This window comes from Streptomyces sp. NPDC048496, from assembly GCF_043200055.1.
Lineage (GTDB): Bacteria > Actinomycetota > Actinomycetes > Streptomycetales > Streptomycetaceae > Streptomyces.
The window spans coordinates 59,756-73,038 of record NZ_JBICXB010000005.1 but is presented as its reverse complement, the minus strand read 5'-3'; the positions used below and the strand labels follow the sequence as shown (position 1 = coordinate 73,038).

General features: G+C 71.7%; 15 protein-coding genes and 2 pseudogenes. 11 read left to right on the top strand and 6 right to left on the bottom strand.

Features of this window, described 5'->3' with window-relative positions; genetic code table 11:
* Positions 1-101 precede the first annotated feature (101 nt).
* Entirely contained in the window at positions 102-359 is a 258-nt protein-coding gene (locus tag ACGFSA_RS07740; RefSeq protein ID WP_393301629.1) for a hypothetical protein, read from the top strand.
* Complete coding sequence (locus ACGFSA_RS07735; RefSeq protein ID WP_393301161.1) at positions 272-457, top strand: zinc ribbon domain-containing protein; 186 nt, start codon at positions 272-274, stop codon at positions 455-457. The genes ACGFSA_RS07740 and ACGFSA_RS07735 overlap by 88 nt, the downstream gene beginning before the upstream one ends.
* Positions 458-629: 172 nt before the next feature.
* On the opposite strand, the gene ACGFSA_RS07730 is transcribed toward ACGFSA_RS07735, so the two are convergent.
* Positions 630-1,232, bottom strand: coding sequence for an NTP transferase domain-containing protein (locus tag ACGFSA_RS07730; RefSeq protein WP_393301158.1), 603 nt, complete (start codon positions 1,230-1,232; stop codon positions 630-632).
* Positions 1,233-1,448: 216 nt separating this feature from the next.
* Between ACGFSA_RS07730 and ACGFSA_RS07725 the strand changes: the two genes are divergently transcribed.
* The gene (locus ACGFSA_RS07725; protein ID WP_393301155.1) at positions 1,449-1,751 is read left to right on the top strand and encodes a DUF5955 family protein; all 303 of its coding nucleotides are present in this window, start codon (positions 1,449-1,451) and stop codon (positions 1,749-1,751) included.
* 81 nt (positions 1,752-1,832) lie between these two features.
* Here the strand turns inward: ACGFSA_RS07725 and ACGFSA_RS07720 are convergent, their stop codons facing one another.
* Both ACGFSA_RS07720 and ACGFSA_RS07715 read right to left on the bottom strand, forming a co-directional pair.
* Positions 1,833-2,468, bottom strand: a complete 636-nt coding sequence (locus ACGFSA_RS07720) for a response regulator (protein WP_393301152.1) — start codon at positions 2,466-2,468, stop codon at positions 1,833-1,835.
* Positions 2,465-3,673 (bottom strand): sensor histidine kinase, encoded by a 1,209-nt coding sequence (locus ACGFSA_RS07715; protein WP_393301149.1) that lies wholly within the window; start codon positions 3,671-3,673, stop codon positions 2,465-2,467. Before ACGFSA_RS07715 ends, ACGFSA_RS07720 begins: the two co-directional genes overlap by 4 nt.
* 110 nt (positions 3,674-3,783) lie before the next feature.
* Between ACGFSA_RS07715 and ACGFSA_RS07710 the strand changes: the two genes are divergently transcribed.
* Complete coding sequence (locus tag ACGFSA_RS07710; protein ID WP_393301146.1) at positions 3,784-4,881, top strand: ABC transporter permease; 1,098 nt, start codon at positions 3,784-3,786, stop codon at positions 4,879-4,881.
* Positions 4,878-5,558, top strand: coding sequence for an ABC transporter ATP-binding protein (locus ACGFSA_RS07705; RefSeq protein WP_393301143.1), 681 nt, complete (start codon positions 4,878-4,880; stop codon positions 5,556-5,558). Before ACGFSA_RS07710 ends, ACGFSA_RS07705 begins: the two co-directional genes overlap by 4 nt.
* Before the next feature lie 162 nt (positions 5,559-5,720).
* Here ACGFSA_RS07705 and ACGFSA_RS07700 read toward each other — a convergent pair whose 3' ends face one another.
* On the bottom strand, positions 5,721-6,521 hold the full coding sequence (locus tag ACGFSA_RS07700; protein WP_384129410.1) for an IclR family transcriptional regulator: 801 nt from the start codon (positions 6,519-6,521) through the stop codon (positions 5,721-5,723).
* 350 nt (positions 6,522-6,871) lie between these two features.
* Between ACGFSA_RS07700 and allB the strand changes: the two genes are divergently transcribed.
* The 3 genes from allB (at position 6,872) to ACGFSA_RS07685 (ending at position 9,820) form a co-directional block, all read left to right on the top strand.
* Entirely contained in the window at positions 6,872-8,239 is a 1,368-nt protein-coding gene (allB, locus tag ACGFSA_RS07695) for an allantoinase AllB (RefSeq protein WP_393301139.1), read from the top strand.
* A 2-nt stretch (positions 8,240-8,241) separates the two neighbouring features.
* Positions 8,242-9,357, top strand: a complete 1,116-nt coding sequence (alc, locus tag ACGFSA_RS07690; protein WP_393301136.1) for an allantoicase — start codon at positions 8,242-8,244, stop codon at positions 9,355-9,357.
* A 133-nt stretch (positions 9,358-9,490) separates the two neighbouring features.
* Positions 9,491-9,820, top strand: a complete 330-nt coding sequence (locus ACGFSA_RS07685; protein WP_393301133.1) for a putative quinol monooxygenase — start codon at positions 9,491-9,493, stop codon at positions 9,818-9,820.
* 18 nt (positions 9,821-9,838) lie between these two features.
* On the opposite strand, the pseudogene ACGFSA_RS07680 reads toward ACGFSA_RS07685, so the two are convergent.
* Positions 9,839-10,087, bottom strand: a pseudogene (locus ACGFSA_RS07680) (aldo/keto reductase); the annotation flags it as partial.
* A gap of 4 nt (positions 10,088-10,091) precedes the next feature.
* Entirely contained in the window at positions 10,092-10,832 is a 741-nt protein-coding gene (locus tag ACGFSA_RS07675; RefSeq protein WP_393301130.1) for an SDR family NAD(P)-dependent oxidoreductase, read from the bottom strand.
* Positions 10,833-10,997: 165 nt separating this feature from the next.
* On the opposite strand from ACGFSA_RS07675, the pseudogene ACGFSA_RS07670 reads away from it, so the two are divergent.
* From ACGFSA_RS07670 to ACGFSA_RS07660, 3 genes and pseudogenes are all read left to right on the top strand, one after another.
* Positions 10,998-11,150 (top strand): annotated as a pseudogene (locus ACGFSA_RS07670) (EamA family transporter); the annotation flags it as partial.
* 145 nt (positions 11,151-11,295) lie between these two features.
* A complete protein-coding gene (locus ACGFSA_RS07665; RefSeq protein WP_393301127.1) occupies positions 11,296-12,516 on the top strand; it encodes a sensor histidine kinase in 1,221 nt (406 codons plus the stop codon).
* On the top strand, positions 12,513-13,247 hold the full coding sequence (locus ACGFSA_RS07660) for a response regulator (RefSeq protein WP_393301124.1): 735 nt from the start codon (positions 12,513-12,515) through the stop codon (positions 13,245-13,247). The genes ACGFSA_RS07665 and ACGFSA_RS07660 overlap by 4 nt, the downstream gene beginning before the upstream one ends.
* Positions 13,248-13,283: the final 36 nt, after the last annotated feature.

The window sequence follows — 13,283 nt, the reverse complement described above, 5'->3', positions numbered from 1 at the left end:
GCCGGGGGAATGCGAACGCGTGTCTTGTTGATCCCTGGATGGGGCGGTCGGGGCGCTGGTGGGGTGCAGGTGTGCGGGTATCCGACTTATGGTCGGCTCTTATGCAGTGGTACTTGTTGGCCACCTGTGAGATCCCCGAGACGGTCCTCAACGCGATGCCGGACGGGTTCGACGGGGTGGACCTGGGGATCGTCAACATCGCCACCACCTCCACCGGCGCTCGGTACAGCGGACGCAGGCTGAACCGGGCCCGGGAGAACGCCCGGCGGGTGTGCTCCAAGCTCCAGAGGAAGGGCACCGGCCTGCTCAGGCCGTGTTCGCGTGCCGGGTCTGTGGCTTCGTTGAGCACGCGGACCTGAACTCGTCCCACAACATCGCCGCCCGCGGCTGGTGGACGTGGGTCTGCGGGGCCCTGTCAACGGCCCCTGCCACCCCGGAACTCACGCTCCTCGCGTAAGACATCCAAGGTGGCTGGACGCAGCCGGGCCTCGCCGAAGCCATCGACGACCCGAGCAGCAAGCCCGGGAATTCATTCCCGGGTAGTTGGCTGGTTTGTTGATGTCGAGATTCTCCGGGTCGACACAAGTGGGGTGGGGGCGGCGCAGCGTGCCGGGGCGCGCACACCCCGTTCAGCCGAGGTGCCTCAGGTCCTCCGGGGTGTCGATGTCGTACGCCTCCGCCACATCGGAACACTCGACGAGGGTGATCGCATCGCGGTGCGCCCTCAGGTACGCACGCGCCCCCTGGTCGCCCACGGCACCCGCCGCGATGTCCGCCCACCGGTCGGCACCGAACAGCACCGGATGGCCGCGCTCCCCGTCGTACGAGGCCGCCGCCAGCGTGACCCGGGAGCGGTACGCCGACCGGACCCGCGCCACCGCCTGCGCACCGATGCCCGGCTGGTCGACCAGGAGGACGAGCGCGGCGTCCGCCTCCGTACCGGAGAGTGTGCCGAGTCCCACCCGCAGTGAGGAACCCATGCCTTCCGGCCAGTGCGGGTTGACGGTCACCGCGCATCCCGAGAGGTCCGCCCGCGCCCGCACCTCGTCCGCTGCGGCGCCGAGTACCACATGGACGGGGTCGCAGCCGCCCTCCCGCAGCATGCGTATGGCGTGCTCGACGAGCGGCCGCCCGCGGTGTTCCAGCAACGCCTTCGGCCGGCCGCCGAGCCGTCGGCCACCGCCTGCGGCGAGCAGCAGACCTGCGATGACGGGGTGAGATGAATGAGCCATGAGGCCCTGAATACCCCACCGCGCCCATGAATTCCTGCACGACCCGGCCCGTGGCTCGCGTCCCCTACGGGTCACCCTGAATTCTGTCCCCGGAGTGGCGCACGGCACCTTTCATGGCGTTAACTTGCGCGCACCCCCGGACTCCTGACCACGGTCCGGGACATGGTTGAAACACCGGCACAAGGATGTGCGAGGGGGAGTGCTTTGTTGCGAAGCATGGGGCAGACGCGGGTGACCGGCAGTGGCGAGGACCCGCGGGTGACGGAGTTGCGTACGGCCGTCTCCCGGCTCCGCCGTGAGCTGGCGGGGCATCCCGCGGAGTTCCCCGACCGCGGGATCGCCGAGGACGAACTGGCGGCCCTGGACGCGATGGCGGTCACCGGTGCGCCCGAGATTCCGCGGCTGCGCCGCTCACTGCTGCTGATCGCGGGCGCGATCGGCTCGGTCAGCGCACTGGCATCCGCGCTCAGGGACGTGCGGGTCGCCGTGGATCTCTTCGGCGAGCCGCCGCGCCGCTGACGTAACGGCCTCCCCCACGACAGGGAGCCCCCTCCCGATCGTGAGGGAGGCCGAAAGGGAGGGGAGAGCGCGGGCCGGGGGTCAGCGGCGGATGAGGCGGCGCGCCGTTGCCGCAGCGACCGCCGACGTGCGGGAGTCGACGCCCAATTTGGCGTAGATGTGCACCAGATGGGACTTCACCGTCGCCTGGCTGAGGAACAGCGCCTTGCTGATCTGCAGGTTCGACAGTCCCTCACCGACCAGTTGCAGCACCTCCAGCTCGCGCTTGGTCAGGGCCTCCGCGGGCGTCCGCATGCGGTCCATCAGCCGGTGCGCGACGGCCGGGGCGAGCGCCGAGCGGCCGGCCGCCGCGGTGCGTACCGCTGCCGCCAGCTCCTCGGGCGGGGCGTCCTTGAGGAGGTAGCCGCTCGCGCCCGCCTCCACGGCCGCCAGGATGTCGGCGTCCGTGTCGTAGGTGGTGAGGATCAGGACCCGGGGCGCGTCGGGCACCGAGGTGATCGCCGCGGTGGCCTCGGAGCCGTGCAGGCCCGTCCCGAACTGGAGATCCATCAGCACGACGTCGAACTCGCCGGTCGCCGCGAGCGCCACGGCCCGCTCGGCGGTGTCGGCCTCGGCGACCACGCGGAAGTCCGGTTCGGTGTCGAGGACGGCCCGCAGCCCCGCACGCACCACCGGATGGTCGTCGGCGAGCAGCAGCCGGATGGGGGTGGCGGTCATGCGGCGGACCTCTCTTCGTGGCCGGGCAGCGGGAGGGGGAGGGTGAGCGCCAGGGCGGTGCCCTGGCCGGGGGCCGATTCGACACTCAGCGCGCCGCCGAGCGAACGGGCCCGGGACCGCATGGCGGGGAGACCGAAACCGCCGGTCGCCGTGGCCCGGGTGACCGTGGGTGCGCCCGGCGAGAAGCCCCGGCCGTCGTCCACGACGTCCAGCGATACCGAGGTGTCCATGAAGCTCAGCGTGATCTCCGCACGCCGGGCTCCGGCGTGCCGCACCGTGTTGGCCAGCGCCGACTGGGCGGTACGGAGCAGCGCCACTTCGTACGGCGTCGGCAGCTCCACCGGCGTCCCGCTGACCGCGAACTGCACCGCCAGATCCGGTCCGGTGGTGCGCGCGCAGAGGCGTTCGAGGGCGCCCGCGAGCGAACCGTTCTCCAGATCGGGCGGGGAGAGGGCGCGTACGAAGCGGCGGGCCTCGGCGAGATTGTCCTGCGCGGCTTCGCGGGCCCGCCGCACATGCGCGGTGGCGGGGGCGTCCGACTGAAGGGTACGTTCGGCGGCGCGCAGCAGCAGCTGAATGCTGGACAGCCCCTGCGCGAGCGTGTCGTGGATCTCGCGGGCCAGCCGCTCGCGTTCGGCGAGCGTTCCCGCCGTGCGCTCGGCGACGGCCAGCTCCGCCCGGGTCGAGACCAGCTCCTCGATCAGCTCGCGGCGCCGCTCGCTCTCCCGGAACAACGCGTCGTACCCGAGGACCGTGGCGATCGCGACCGCCGCACCGAGCAGCGGCCCGATGAAAGCCCCTGGCGTGACCGGCCCGCCGTGCACCACAAAGCCGCCGATGGCAGCTGCCGCGGTGACGACGACGGCGGGCAGACCCCAGCGCGTCGGCAGCAGATGCAGCTGCAGGAAGTACAGCGGGAAGGCCAGCCACAGGGCGTCCGGCGAGACGACGAGAAGAGTGAGCCAGAGCGCCCCGAGGAGCGACAGCCACAGGGCGGCCGCCCGGTTCTGCGGCTGCACGGCGGGGGCGAGCGCGCCCGCCACGTAGACAGCGGCCATGACGCAGGCGAGCGCGACGACGGCGGGCGCGCTCGATGCGCCGTGGCGCACGGCCGGCACCGTGGAGAGCGCCAGCAGTCCCAGCAGCAGTGCGTGCAGACAGAGCCGCAGCGCGGCGGCGACCGGGGTGTGCGAACGCGAATCCATGATGGTTCCAGCGTAGACGCGCGGCGTCCGCGACCGGTCAATCGAAAGGTTGATGTCAGACCCCTCCGGCGTGCGATGTTTTCGCCGACCGGCCGACCGAGGCTGGAGCCATGTTCGTCGCATGGAGAGATCTCCGGTTCGCCAGGGGCCGGTTCGCGCTCATGGGCACGGTCGTGGTGCTGATCACGTTGCTCGTGGGCTTGTTGTCCGGTCTTACGGCCGGTCTGGCCAGGGAGAACACCTCAGCCGTCACGGGGCTGAACGCCGATCACCTCGCGTTCGCCGCCCCGCCCGACGGCCAGTCGGTGTCCTTCACCAATTCGACCGTCGAGGAGAGCGCGTGGCGGAGCTGGGCGAAGCAGCCCGGCGTCGGTTCCGCGCAGCCCCTCGGCATCCGTACGCTCAACGCCGCCACCGTTCAGGGGAAGCGGACGGCCGCCGTGTCGGCGTTCGGTGTCGAGCAGGACTCGGGCCTTGCCCCGACGGCCGGCGGAGCGCGCGTCGGCCCGGGGAGGGTCGTGCTCTCCGAGCAGGCCGCAGACGAGCTCGGCGCGGCCGCCGGTGACCGGGTGCGACTCGGCCGTGTCGAGGTGCGTGTGGCGGCGGTCGCGGGAGATGCCTCGTACAGCCATACGCCGGTCGTGTGGACCTCGCTCGACGACTGGCAGCGCTTCGCGGACAGCGGGGCGGCCGGCGCGCCGCACGCCACGGTGATCGCCCTGACCACCACCGGTGGCGCCGACCTCGCCGCCGGTGACGAGGCGGCCGGCACCAGCACGCTCTCCCTCGGCGAATCACTCACCGCCATCGGCTCCTACCAGGCCGAGAACGGCTCGCTCCAGCTGATGCGCGGCTTCCTCTTCGCCATCTCGGCCCTGGTGATCGGCGCCTTCTTCACCGTCTGGACGATTCAGCGCAGCGGCGACGTCGCCGTCCTCAAGGCGCTCGGCGCCTCCACCCCGTACCTGCTGCGCGACGCGCTCGGGCAGGCCGTCGTGATGCTCGCGATCGGTACGGGGCTGGGGACCGCGCTCGCCTCGGGCATCGGCGCGGTGGTCAGCGGCGGGGCCGTGCCGTTCGTCCTCGACGCGGCGACCGTCCTCGTTCCGGCGGCCGTCATGATCGCCCTCGGCGCCCTCGGGGCGGCCCTGTCCATCCGGCGGATCACCGCCGTCGACCCGCTCACCGCACTCGGGAGTGCCCGATGACCCTCACCCTCGCCGATGTCACCCTCACCTACCCCGACGGTGACGGCCGGCTCACCGCACTCGACCGTGTCTCGCTCGACGTTCCCGCGGGCTCGCTCACCGCGGTCGTCGGACCGTCCGGCTCCGGCAAGTCCAGCCTCCTCGCGGTGGCGGCGACGCTGGTCACGCCGGACGAGGGGCGGGTCGTGGTCGCAGGCCGGGAGACGGCGGGACTCGGGCGCGCGGAGAAGGCGGCGCTGCGCCGCGAACGCATCGGCATCGTCTTCCAGCAGCCGAACCTGCTGCCGTCGCTGACCGCCGCCGAACAGCTTCAGGTGATGACGCATCTGTCGGGCGGCCCCACACGCGGCGCCCGCGGGCGGGCGCTGGAGCTCCTCGACGCGGTCGGTCTGGCCGACAAGGCGGACCGCAGGCCGCACCAGCTGTCGGGCGGCCAGCGCCAGCGGATCAATATCGCGCGGGCCCTGATGAACGATCCGGCGGTACTCCTGGTCGACGAGCCGACGAGCGCTCTCGACCATGAGCGCGGCGCGGCGGTGCTGGACCTGCTGATCGCGCTGACCCGGGAACGGTCGACGGCGACCGTGCTGGTCACCCACGACCGGACGCATCTGGACCGGACGGACCGGACGGTGGTGATGCGGGACGGGCGGCTGACGGAAGCGGTGCTCAGCTAACGGCCTCCCCCGCGACAGGGAGTGGGCTCCCGACGCCCTGCGACTCCGCTTGACGCCGCTCGCTGATCCACTCCCCATCGCGGGGGAGGCCGTGATCCCCGAACGAACGTGTCGGTGCCCGCCGGTTCCCTGCCCGGCGGGCACCGCTGCGTCCGTGTGGTCTCAGCCGGTCGGACCGCTGCTGGCCAGCGCGTCGGACAGCTCCTTCGCGACCTGCTGCAGGATCGGCACGATCCGTTCCGTCGCCGCCTCCGTCACCCGTCCCGCCGGGCCCGAGATGGAGATCGCGGCCGAGGTGGGGGAGTTGGGTACGGAGACCGCCAGGCAGCGGACCCCTATCTCCTGCTCGTTGTCGTCGACCGCATAGCCCGCCCGGCGGACCTGGTCGAGCGCGTCCAGGAAACCGTCCGGGGTGGTGATCGTCTTCTCGGTGGCGGCCGGCATTCCGGTGCGGGCCAGCAGCGCCCGTACCTCCTCCGGCGGAGTGTGCGCGAGCAGCGCCTTGCCCACCCCCGTGGAGTGGGGGAGCACCCGGCGGCCGACCTCGGTGAACATCCGCATCGAGTGCTTCGACGGCACCTGGGCGACGTAGACGATCTCGTCGCCGTCGAGCAGCGCCATGTTCGCGGTCTCACCGGTCTCCTCGACGAGCCGCGCGAGATACGGGCGGGCCCAGGTCCCGAGCAGCCGCGACGCGGACTCGCCGAGCCGGATCAGGCGCGGGCCGAGGGCATAGCGCCGATTGGACTGCTGGCGTACGTAGCCGCAGACGACCAGGGTGCGCATCAGCCGGTGAATGGTGGGCAACGGAAGTCCGCTGCTCGCGGAGAGTTCGCTGAGCCCGACCTCGCCCCCGGCGTCGGCCATCCGTTCCAGCAGATCGAAGGCGCGCTCAAGTGACTGCACACCGCCGCTGGAACCGGCGGGTCTGGAGTCGGATGTGCTGGCGTGGGACGGCGGCACGTCAACGGTCCTTTCGAGGCGTAAGGGCAAGGCAGCAGCCTACCGGGAGGTTCCCCATCGGCCCACTGCTCCCGGTGCGGCGTCCTGGCCGGTCAGGGCCTGTTTGTCCGGGTGTCCGGGATCAGCCGGACCGTTCCGCGATGCCGCACCTGGTCCATGCTACGTTCCGCCCTTCGAAATCGGTCTTTTGCTTTGTGGAAATCTCCAGTCGGATGTGCGAGTGGTCCGCTTGCCGTCCGGCGAGGAAGGTGGGGTCTTGACGGGCTGGAATCCCGAGTGAAGACTCCTTCAACAGTTCGTTGAATTTCTTCGGTGGCCGTGAGCCGCCGATGCGGAAGTGAGGAGCACGGGTGTCCGGTGCGGACGTGACCCTGATACTGCGCTCGACGCGCGTCGTCACCCCCGAGGGGACGCGCCCCGCGGCGGTGGCCGTCGCCGGCGGCACGATCGACGCCGTCCTGCCGTACGACACCGAGGTGCCGGCCGGTGCCCGGCTCCACGACTTCGGCGGCGACGTCCTGCTGCCCGGCCTCGTCGACACCCATGTCCACGTGAACGACCCCGGCCGCACCGAGTGGGAAGGCTTCTGGACCGCCACCCGCGCCGCCGCGGCGGGTGGGATCACCACCCTGCTCGACATGCCCCTCAACTCCCTCCCGCCGACCACCACCGTCGGCCATCTGCGTACCAAGCAGCAGGTGGCAGCCGCCAAGGCGCACATCGACACCGGCTTCTGGGGTGGCGCGATCCCGTCCAACGTGAAGGATCTGCGGCCGCTGTACGAGGCCGGGGTCTTCGGCTTCAAGTGCTTCCTGTCGCCCTCCGGGGTCGAGGAGTTCCCGGAGCTGGACCAGGAACAGCTGGCCCGCTCCCTGGCCGAGATCGCCGGCTTCGACGGGCTGCTGATCGTGCACGCCGAGGACCCGCACCACCTGGCGGCCGCGCCGCAGCGCAGCGGACCCGCCTACGCCGACTTTCTCGCCTCCCGGCCGCGCGACGCCGAGAACACCGCCATCGAGAGCCTCATCGCGCATGCCAGGCGGCTGAACGCGCGCATCCACGTCCTGCACCTGTCGTCCAGCGACGCGCTGCCGCTGATCGCCGCCGCCAAGCGGGAGGGTGTACGCGTCTCCGTCGAGTCCTGCCCGCACTTCCTCACCCTCACCGCAGAGGAAGTCCCGGACGGGGCGACGGAGTTCAAGTGCTGCCCGCCGATCCGGGAAGCCGCCAACCAGGATGCGCTCTGGGCCGGGCTCGCCGACGGCACGATCGACTGCATCGTCTCCGACCACTCGCCCTGCACCGTGGACCTCAAGACGCCTGACTTCGCCTCCGCCTGGGGCGGTATCTCCTCCCTCCAGCTCGGACTGCCCGCCATCTGGACCGAGGCGCGCCGGCGCGGCCACTCGCTCGACGACGTGGTCCGCTGGATGTCCGCCGCCCCCGCCGAGCTGGCCGGACTGACCCGCAAGGGCGCCATCGAGGCCGGGCGCGACGCCGACTTCGCGGTCCTCGCCCCCGACGAGACCTTCACCGTCGACCCCGCCGAGCTCTTCCACCGCAACCAGGTCACCGCCTACGCCGGTAAGACCCTGCACGGTGTCGTGAAGTCGACCTGGCTGCGCGGGCAGCGGATCGCAGCCGACGGCGCCCTCGCCGAGCCCACCGGCCGCCTCCTCGAAAGGAATCAACCCACCAACAACGTAAGGAACCACTGACCATGACGGCGACAGCGCACTTCACCGGTGACGCAGACCCGTACGGAGGCGGCGACCCCTACGCCGACTACCGCACCGCCGACTTCCCCTTCACCCACCTCGTCGATCTCGCCGACCGGCGGCTCGGCGCGGGTGTGATCGCAGCCAACGACGAGTTCTTCGCCGAGCGTGAGAACCTGCTGAAGCCGGGGCCCGCGGAGTTCGACCCGGAGCACTTCGGCCACAAGGGCAAGATCATGGACGGCTGGGAGACCCGCCGCCGCCGCGGCGTCAGCGCCGCGCAACCGCACCCCTCGGACGAGGACCACGACTGGGCGCTGGTACGGCTCGGCGCGCCCGGTGTCGTACGCGGCATCGTCGTCGACACCGCCCATTTCCGCGGCAACTACCCGCAGGCTGTCTCCGTCGAGGCGGCCTCCGTGCCCGGCTCCCCGTCCCCCGAGGAACTCCTCGCGCCGGACGTGAAGTGGACAACCCTCATACCCCGTACGGCCGTCGGCGGCCACGCGGCCAACGGCTTCGCGGTCGACGCCGGCCGGCGCGTCACCCATCTGCGGGTCAACCAGCACCCCGACGGCGGAATCGCCCGCCTCCGGGTCTACGGAGAGGTCGCCCCCGACCCCGCCTGGCTGGCCGCCCTCGCCACCTTCGACCTTGCCGCGCTGGAGAACGGCGGCCAGGTCGAGGACGCCTCCGACCGCTTCTACTCCCCGGCCACCAACACCGTCCTGCCCGGTCGCTCCCGCACGATGAACGACGGCTGGGAGACCCGACGCCGCCGCGACAAGGGCAACGACTGGATCCGCTACCGGCTCGCCGAGCAGGCGGAGATCCGGGCCGTCGAGATCGACACCGCCTGTCTCAAGGGCAACTCGGCGGGCTGGGCGAGCCTTTCGGTGCGGGACGGGAGGAGCGGCGACTGGGCGGAAGTCCTGCCGCGGACCCAGTTGCAGCCCGACACGAACCACCGCTTCGTCCTCCCGGAGGCCGTGCGCGCCACGCACGTGCGGATCGACATCTTCCCGGACGGCGGTATCTCACGGCTGCGGCTGTTCGGCTCGCTGACGCAGGAGGGGGCTGCCCGACTGGCCGCCCGCCACCAGGAACTGGGCGGCTGACGAGGACGGGCGGCGGCGCCTGTCACTCGTTCGGGGATGGCGGCTCCCGCCACTCCCTCGGGTGCGCCCGATGCGTCCGCATTCAGGGCTTATGGGACGCTGGGTCCGTCGCACATCCCGAGCAGGAGTTGTCATGATCTTCATCGCCGTCAAGTTCACCGTCCACAGCGAAGAGCGCGACAACTGGCTGCCCGCCGTCGAGCCCTTCACCCTCGCCACCCGTCAGGAGCCGGGCAATGTGTTCTTCGAGTGGTCGTACAGCGTCGAGAACCCGGACCAGTTCGTGCTCCTGGAGGCCTTCGCGTCTCCCGAGGCCGGAGAGGCGCATGTGAAGTCCGAGCACTTCGCGGCGGCGATGGACCAGATGGCGGACCTCGTCGCGGTGACCCCGGAGATCATCAATGTCGAGGTCCCGGGCGACGGTTGGTCCCGGATGACGGAGCTCGCGCCCAGCCGTCAGTAGTCCGTGAGTCCCGGCGGTTCAGAACTGCTCGTGGACATCGGGATCTCCGCCGTACCGCCGCCGCGGACCGGCGGAGATCCTGGCCAGTTCGTCCGCCGTCAGCTCGAAGCCGAAGATCTCCAGATTCTGGCGCTGCCGCCCCGGATCGGAGGACTTCGGGATCGGGACCGCCCCCAGCTGAGTGTGCCAGCGCAGCGCGGCCTGACCGGGGGTCACCCCGTGTGCCGCGGCGACGGTGACGAGCCCGGGGTCCGCCAGGAGATCGCGTGGGTCAGGCCGCGTGGCCGCCGTCCACCACCACCTCCGTACCGGTGATGTACGCCGCTTCGTCACCGGCCAAGTAGGAGATCAGGGAGGCCACTTCAGCCGTCGTACCGAAGCGGTCCAGGGCGGTGCCGGCGCGCTGTCCGGCGGCGTACTGGCCGTCGGCCGGATTCAGGTCCGTGTCGATCGGGCCGGGCTGGACCAGGTTCACCGTGATGGAGCGCGGGCCGAGCTCATGGGCGAGCGGCTTGGTGAGACCGGCGAGCGCCGACTTGCTCATGGCGTAGAGCGTGCTGCCCGGACCGCCCGCGCGCCTGCTCAGGGCCGTTCCGACGGAGATGATGCGACCGCCGCGCTCCATCCGGGTGGCCGCCGCCCGGCAGGCGAGGAACACCGCCCGGACATTGACGGCCAGCACCCGGTCCACATCGGCCGGGGTGAGTGAGCCGATGGGGCCGAGGACGCCGATGCCCGCGTTGTTGACGAGAATGTCGAGCCGCCCGAACGTGTCCGCGGCCTCGTGCACGGCCGCCGGGACCGCATCGGGGTCGGCCGAGTCGGCGCGCAGGGCGAGCGCGCGGCGGCCGTACGCCTCGATCTTCTGGACGATCTCACGGGCGCCGTCCTCGTCCTGTACATACGTCAGCGCCACATCGGCGCCGTCCTGGGCGAGCCGCAGCGCGGTCGCGGCGCCGATGCCGCGGCTGCCGCCGGTGACGAGTGCGGTCCTGGTGTCGGTGCTGGTCATGGTGGGCTCCTTGCCGGTCGGGGCTGTTGTTTCGACAGGGACAAGGAAAGTCCGTTCGCCGTGCGGTGACCGGCGGGAAACGGACGCCTACGCGGCGGAAGCTCCGTCGGGTGGACCGATGAGTTCCGGGCGAAAGTGGCGTCGGAAGGGATGGCCGCGCATGACCGCCGGTCGCGCCCGAGCGGTGAGACACCGCTGTGGGCCGCCGCCGCGGGCATCGCCATCGGAGGAGAACGGCTCGGCGTCCTGGGCGTGGTGGGCGCGGTGCTCGTCCTCGCCGGGACGGGCTGGGGGCGTCGCGCCGCCTCCGCGCCCTGAGAGGAGAGCCTCGCGGGCCCGCTCCGGCCGCGGTGTCGGCCGCCGGTCTGCGGCACCGCGCCGAAAGTATCCGATCCGGCAACTTTGGTGGCTTCCCGCTCCCGCACGGCCGGTACGAGCCCGTCACCTGAGTAGCTTTGTCGATATGACGCGTACGGAATACGGCTGGCTGCTCCCCTCGGCCATGGCCGAGCCCGAGCTGCCCGGCGACCATGGCCGCCGGGCGCGCCGCACAGTACGGGACTGGGTCGTCGACATCACGGCCTTCCTCTGTGCGGCCGGTATCGGCCTGCTCGCGGCCGCCGCGATCGACGCCGACCGCACCACCCCCGACGGTGTCGTCCTCGTCGACTCGCTGATCGGTGCCGCGGCCTGCTGCGCGCTGTGGACGCGGCGCCGGTGGCCGGTCGGACTGGCCGTGGTCCTGACGCTGCTCGCCACCGTCGAACCGGTCGCTGCCGGGGCCATGCTCGTCGCGCTGTTCAGCGTGGCGGTGCACCGGCCGTTCGAACCGGTGGCCGCCGTCGGTGCGCTGGCCCTGGCCGTCGCCCCCGTACAGCCGTATCTGCGCCCCGACCCGGACACCTCGTTCGTTGCCTCCACGATCATCGGTGTGCTGCTGGTCCTGCTGGTGCTGAGCTGGGGCATGGTCGTGCGGTCCCGGCGTCAGCTCGTCATCACCCTGCGCGAGCGCGCTCACCGGGCCGAGACCGAGGCCGAGCTCCGCGCCGAGCAGGCGCAGCGGCTGGCCCGCGAGGCCATCGCCCGAGAGATGCATGACGTCCTCGCCCACCGCCTCACCCTCCTCAGCGTCCATGCGGGCGCCCTCGAATTCCGTCCCGACGCACCTCCCGCCGAGGTCGGCCGGGCTGCCGGGGTGATCCGGGACAGCGCGCACGAGGCGCTCCAGGACCTCCGCGAGATCATCGGTGTCCTCCGCAGTCCCGGTGACAACGGGGAGGGCAACCGGCCGCAGCCCACCCTTGCCACCCTCGACGCGCTGATCGCCGAGTCCCGTCGCGCAGGCATGAAGGTCACCCTCGACAACCGCATCGCCGACCCGGCCGCCGCCCCCGCCGCCACCGGCCGCACCGTCTACCGCATCGCGCAGGAAGGCCTGACCAACGCCCGTAAACACGCCCCCGGAGCCGAGGTCGCCGTCACCGTCACCGGGGGTCCGGGCGACGGTCTCACCATCGAGGTGCGCAACCCGGCGCCCGTCGAACCGTTCGAGCGGGTTCCCGGCTCCGGCCAGGGCCTCATCGGTCTGACCGAGCGCGCCACCCTCGCCGGGGGCCGCCTCGGCCACGGGCCCGACCCCGACGGCGGATTCGGGATCCGGGCCTGGCTACCGTGGACCTCATGACCACCCCCCTGGATCCTCCGGCACGGCCCGTGCGGCTGCTCATCGTCGACGACGATCCGCTCGTGCGGGCCGGGCTGACGTTCATGCTCGGCGGCGCGGAGGACATCGCGATCGTGGGGGAGGGAGCGGACGGCTCCGAGGTCGCGGACCTCGTCGACCGGCTCCGCCCCGACGTGGTGCTGATGGACATCAGAATGCCGACCGTGGACGGACTGGCCGCGACCGAGGCGCTGCGCAGCCGCCCCGACGCCCCGGAAGTCGTCGTCCTGACCACTTTCCACGCCGATGAGCAGGTGCTGCGAGCCATCCGCGCCGGGGCCGCAGGATTTGTCCTGAAAGATACGCCGCCCGCGCAGATCGTCGACTCGGTGCGCCGGGTCGCGGCCGGTGACCCCGTGCTGTCGCCCGCCGTCACCCGGCAGCTGATGAACCGGGCCGCGGGCATCGGAACGGGGACCGGCGCCGACGACCGCGCGGGCCGGGCCCAGCGGGCACGCCGGAGGATCGCCGGTCTCGCCGAGCGGGAGCGCGAGGTCGTGGTCGCCGTCGGACGCGGCCGTTCCAACGCGGAAATCGCCGCGAGCCTCTATCTCAGCGTGGCCACCGTGAAAGCACACGTGTCACGCATTCTTGCGAAGTTCGACTTCAACAACCGTGTCCAGATCGCGCTGTTGGTGCACGATGCGGGGCTGCTCGACGAGGAGGACGACGGCGCGGGCGACGTACGCTGAGACGGTTCGATCCGAGGCGATCGAACCGAACTGGCC

Coding starts and splice junctions, on each gene's coding strand:
- ACGFSA_RS07740 (WP_393301629.1), top strand. CDS start 102: ATGCAGTGGTACTTGTTGGCCACCTGTGAGATCCCCGAGACGGTCCTC.
- ACGFSA_RS07730 (WP_393301158.1), bottom strand. CDS start 1,232: ATGGCTCATTCATCTCACCCCGTCATCGCAGGTCTGCTGCTCGCCGCA.
- ACGFSA_RS07725 (WP_393301155.1), top strand. CDS start 1,449: ATGGGGCAGACGCGGGTGACCGGCAGTGGCGAGGACCCGCGGGTGACG.
- ACGFSA_RS07720 (WP_393301152.1), bottom strand. CDS start 2,468: ATGACCGCCACCCCCATCCGGCTGCTGCTCGCCGACGACCATCCGGTG.
- ACGFSA_RS07715 (WP_393301149.1), bottom strand. CDS start 3,673: ATGGATTCGCGTTCGCACACCCCGGTCGCCGCCGCGCTGCGGCTCTGT.
- ACGFSA_RS07710 (WP_393301146.1), top strand. CDS start 3,784: ATGTTCGTCGCATGGAGAGATCTCCGGTTCGCCAGGGGCCGGTTCGCG.
- ACGFSA_RS07705 (WP_393301143.1), top strand. CDS start 4,878: ATGACCCTCACCCTCGCCGATGTCACCCTCACCTACCCCGACGGTGAC.
- alc (WP_393301136.1), top strand. CDS start 8,242: ATGACGGCGACAGCGCACTTCACCGGTGACGCAGACCCGTACGGAGGC.
- ACGFSA_RS07685 (WP_393301133.1), top strand. CDS start 9,491: ATGATCTTCATCGCCGTCAAGTTCACCGTCCACAGCGAAGAGCGCGAC.
- ACGFSA_RS07675 (WP_393301130.1), bottom strand. CDS start 10,832: ATGACCAGCACCGACACCAGGACCGCACTCGTCACCGGCGGCAGCCGC.
- ACGFSA_RS07665 (WP_393301127.1), top strand. CDS start 11,296: ATGACGCGTACGGAATACGGCTGGCTGCTCCCCTCGGCCATGGCCGAG.
- ACGFSA_RS07660 (WP_393301124.1), top strand. CDS start 12,513: ATGACCACCCCCCTGGATCCTCCGGCACGGCCCGTGCGGCTGCTCATC.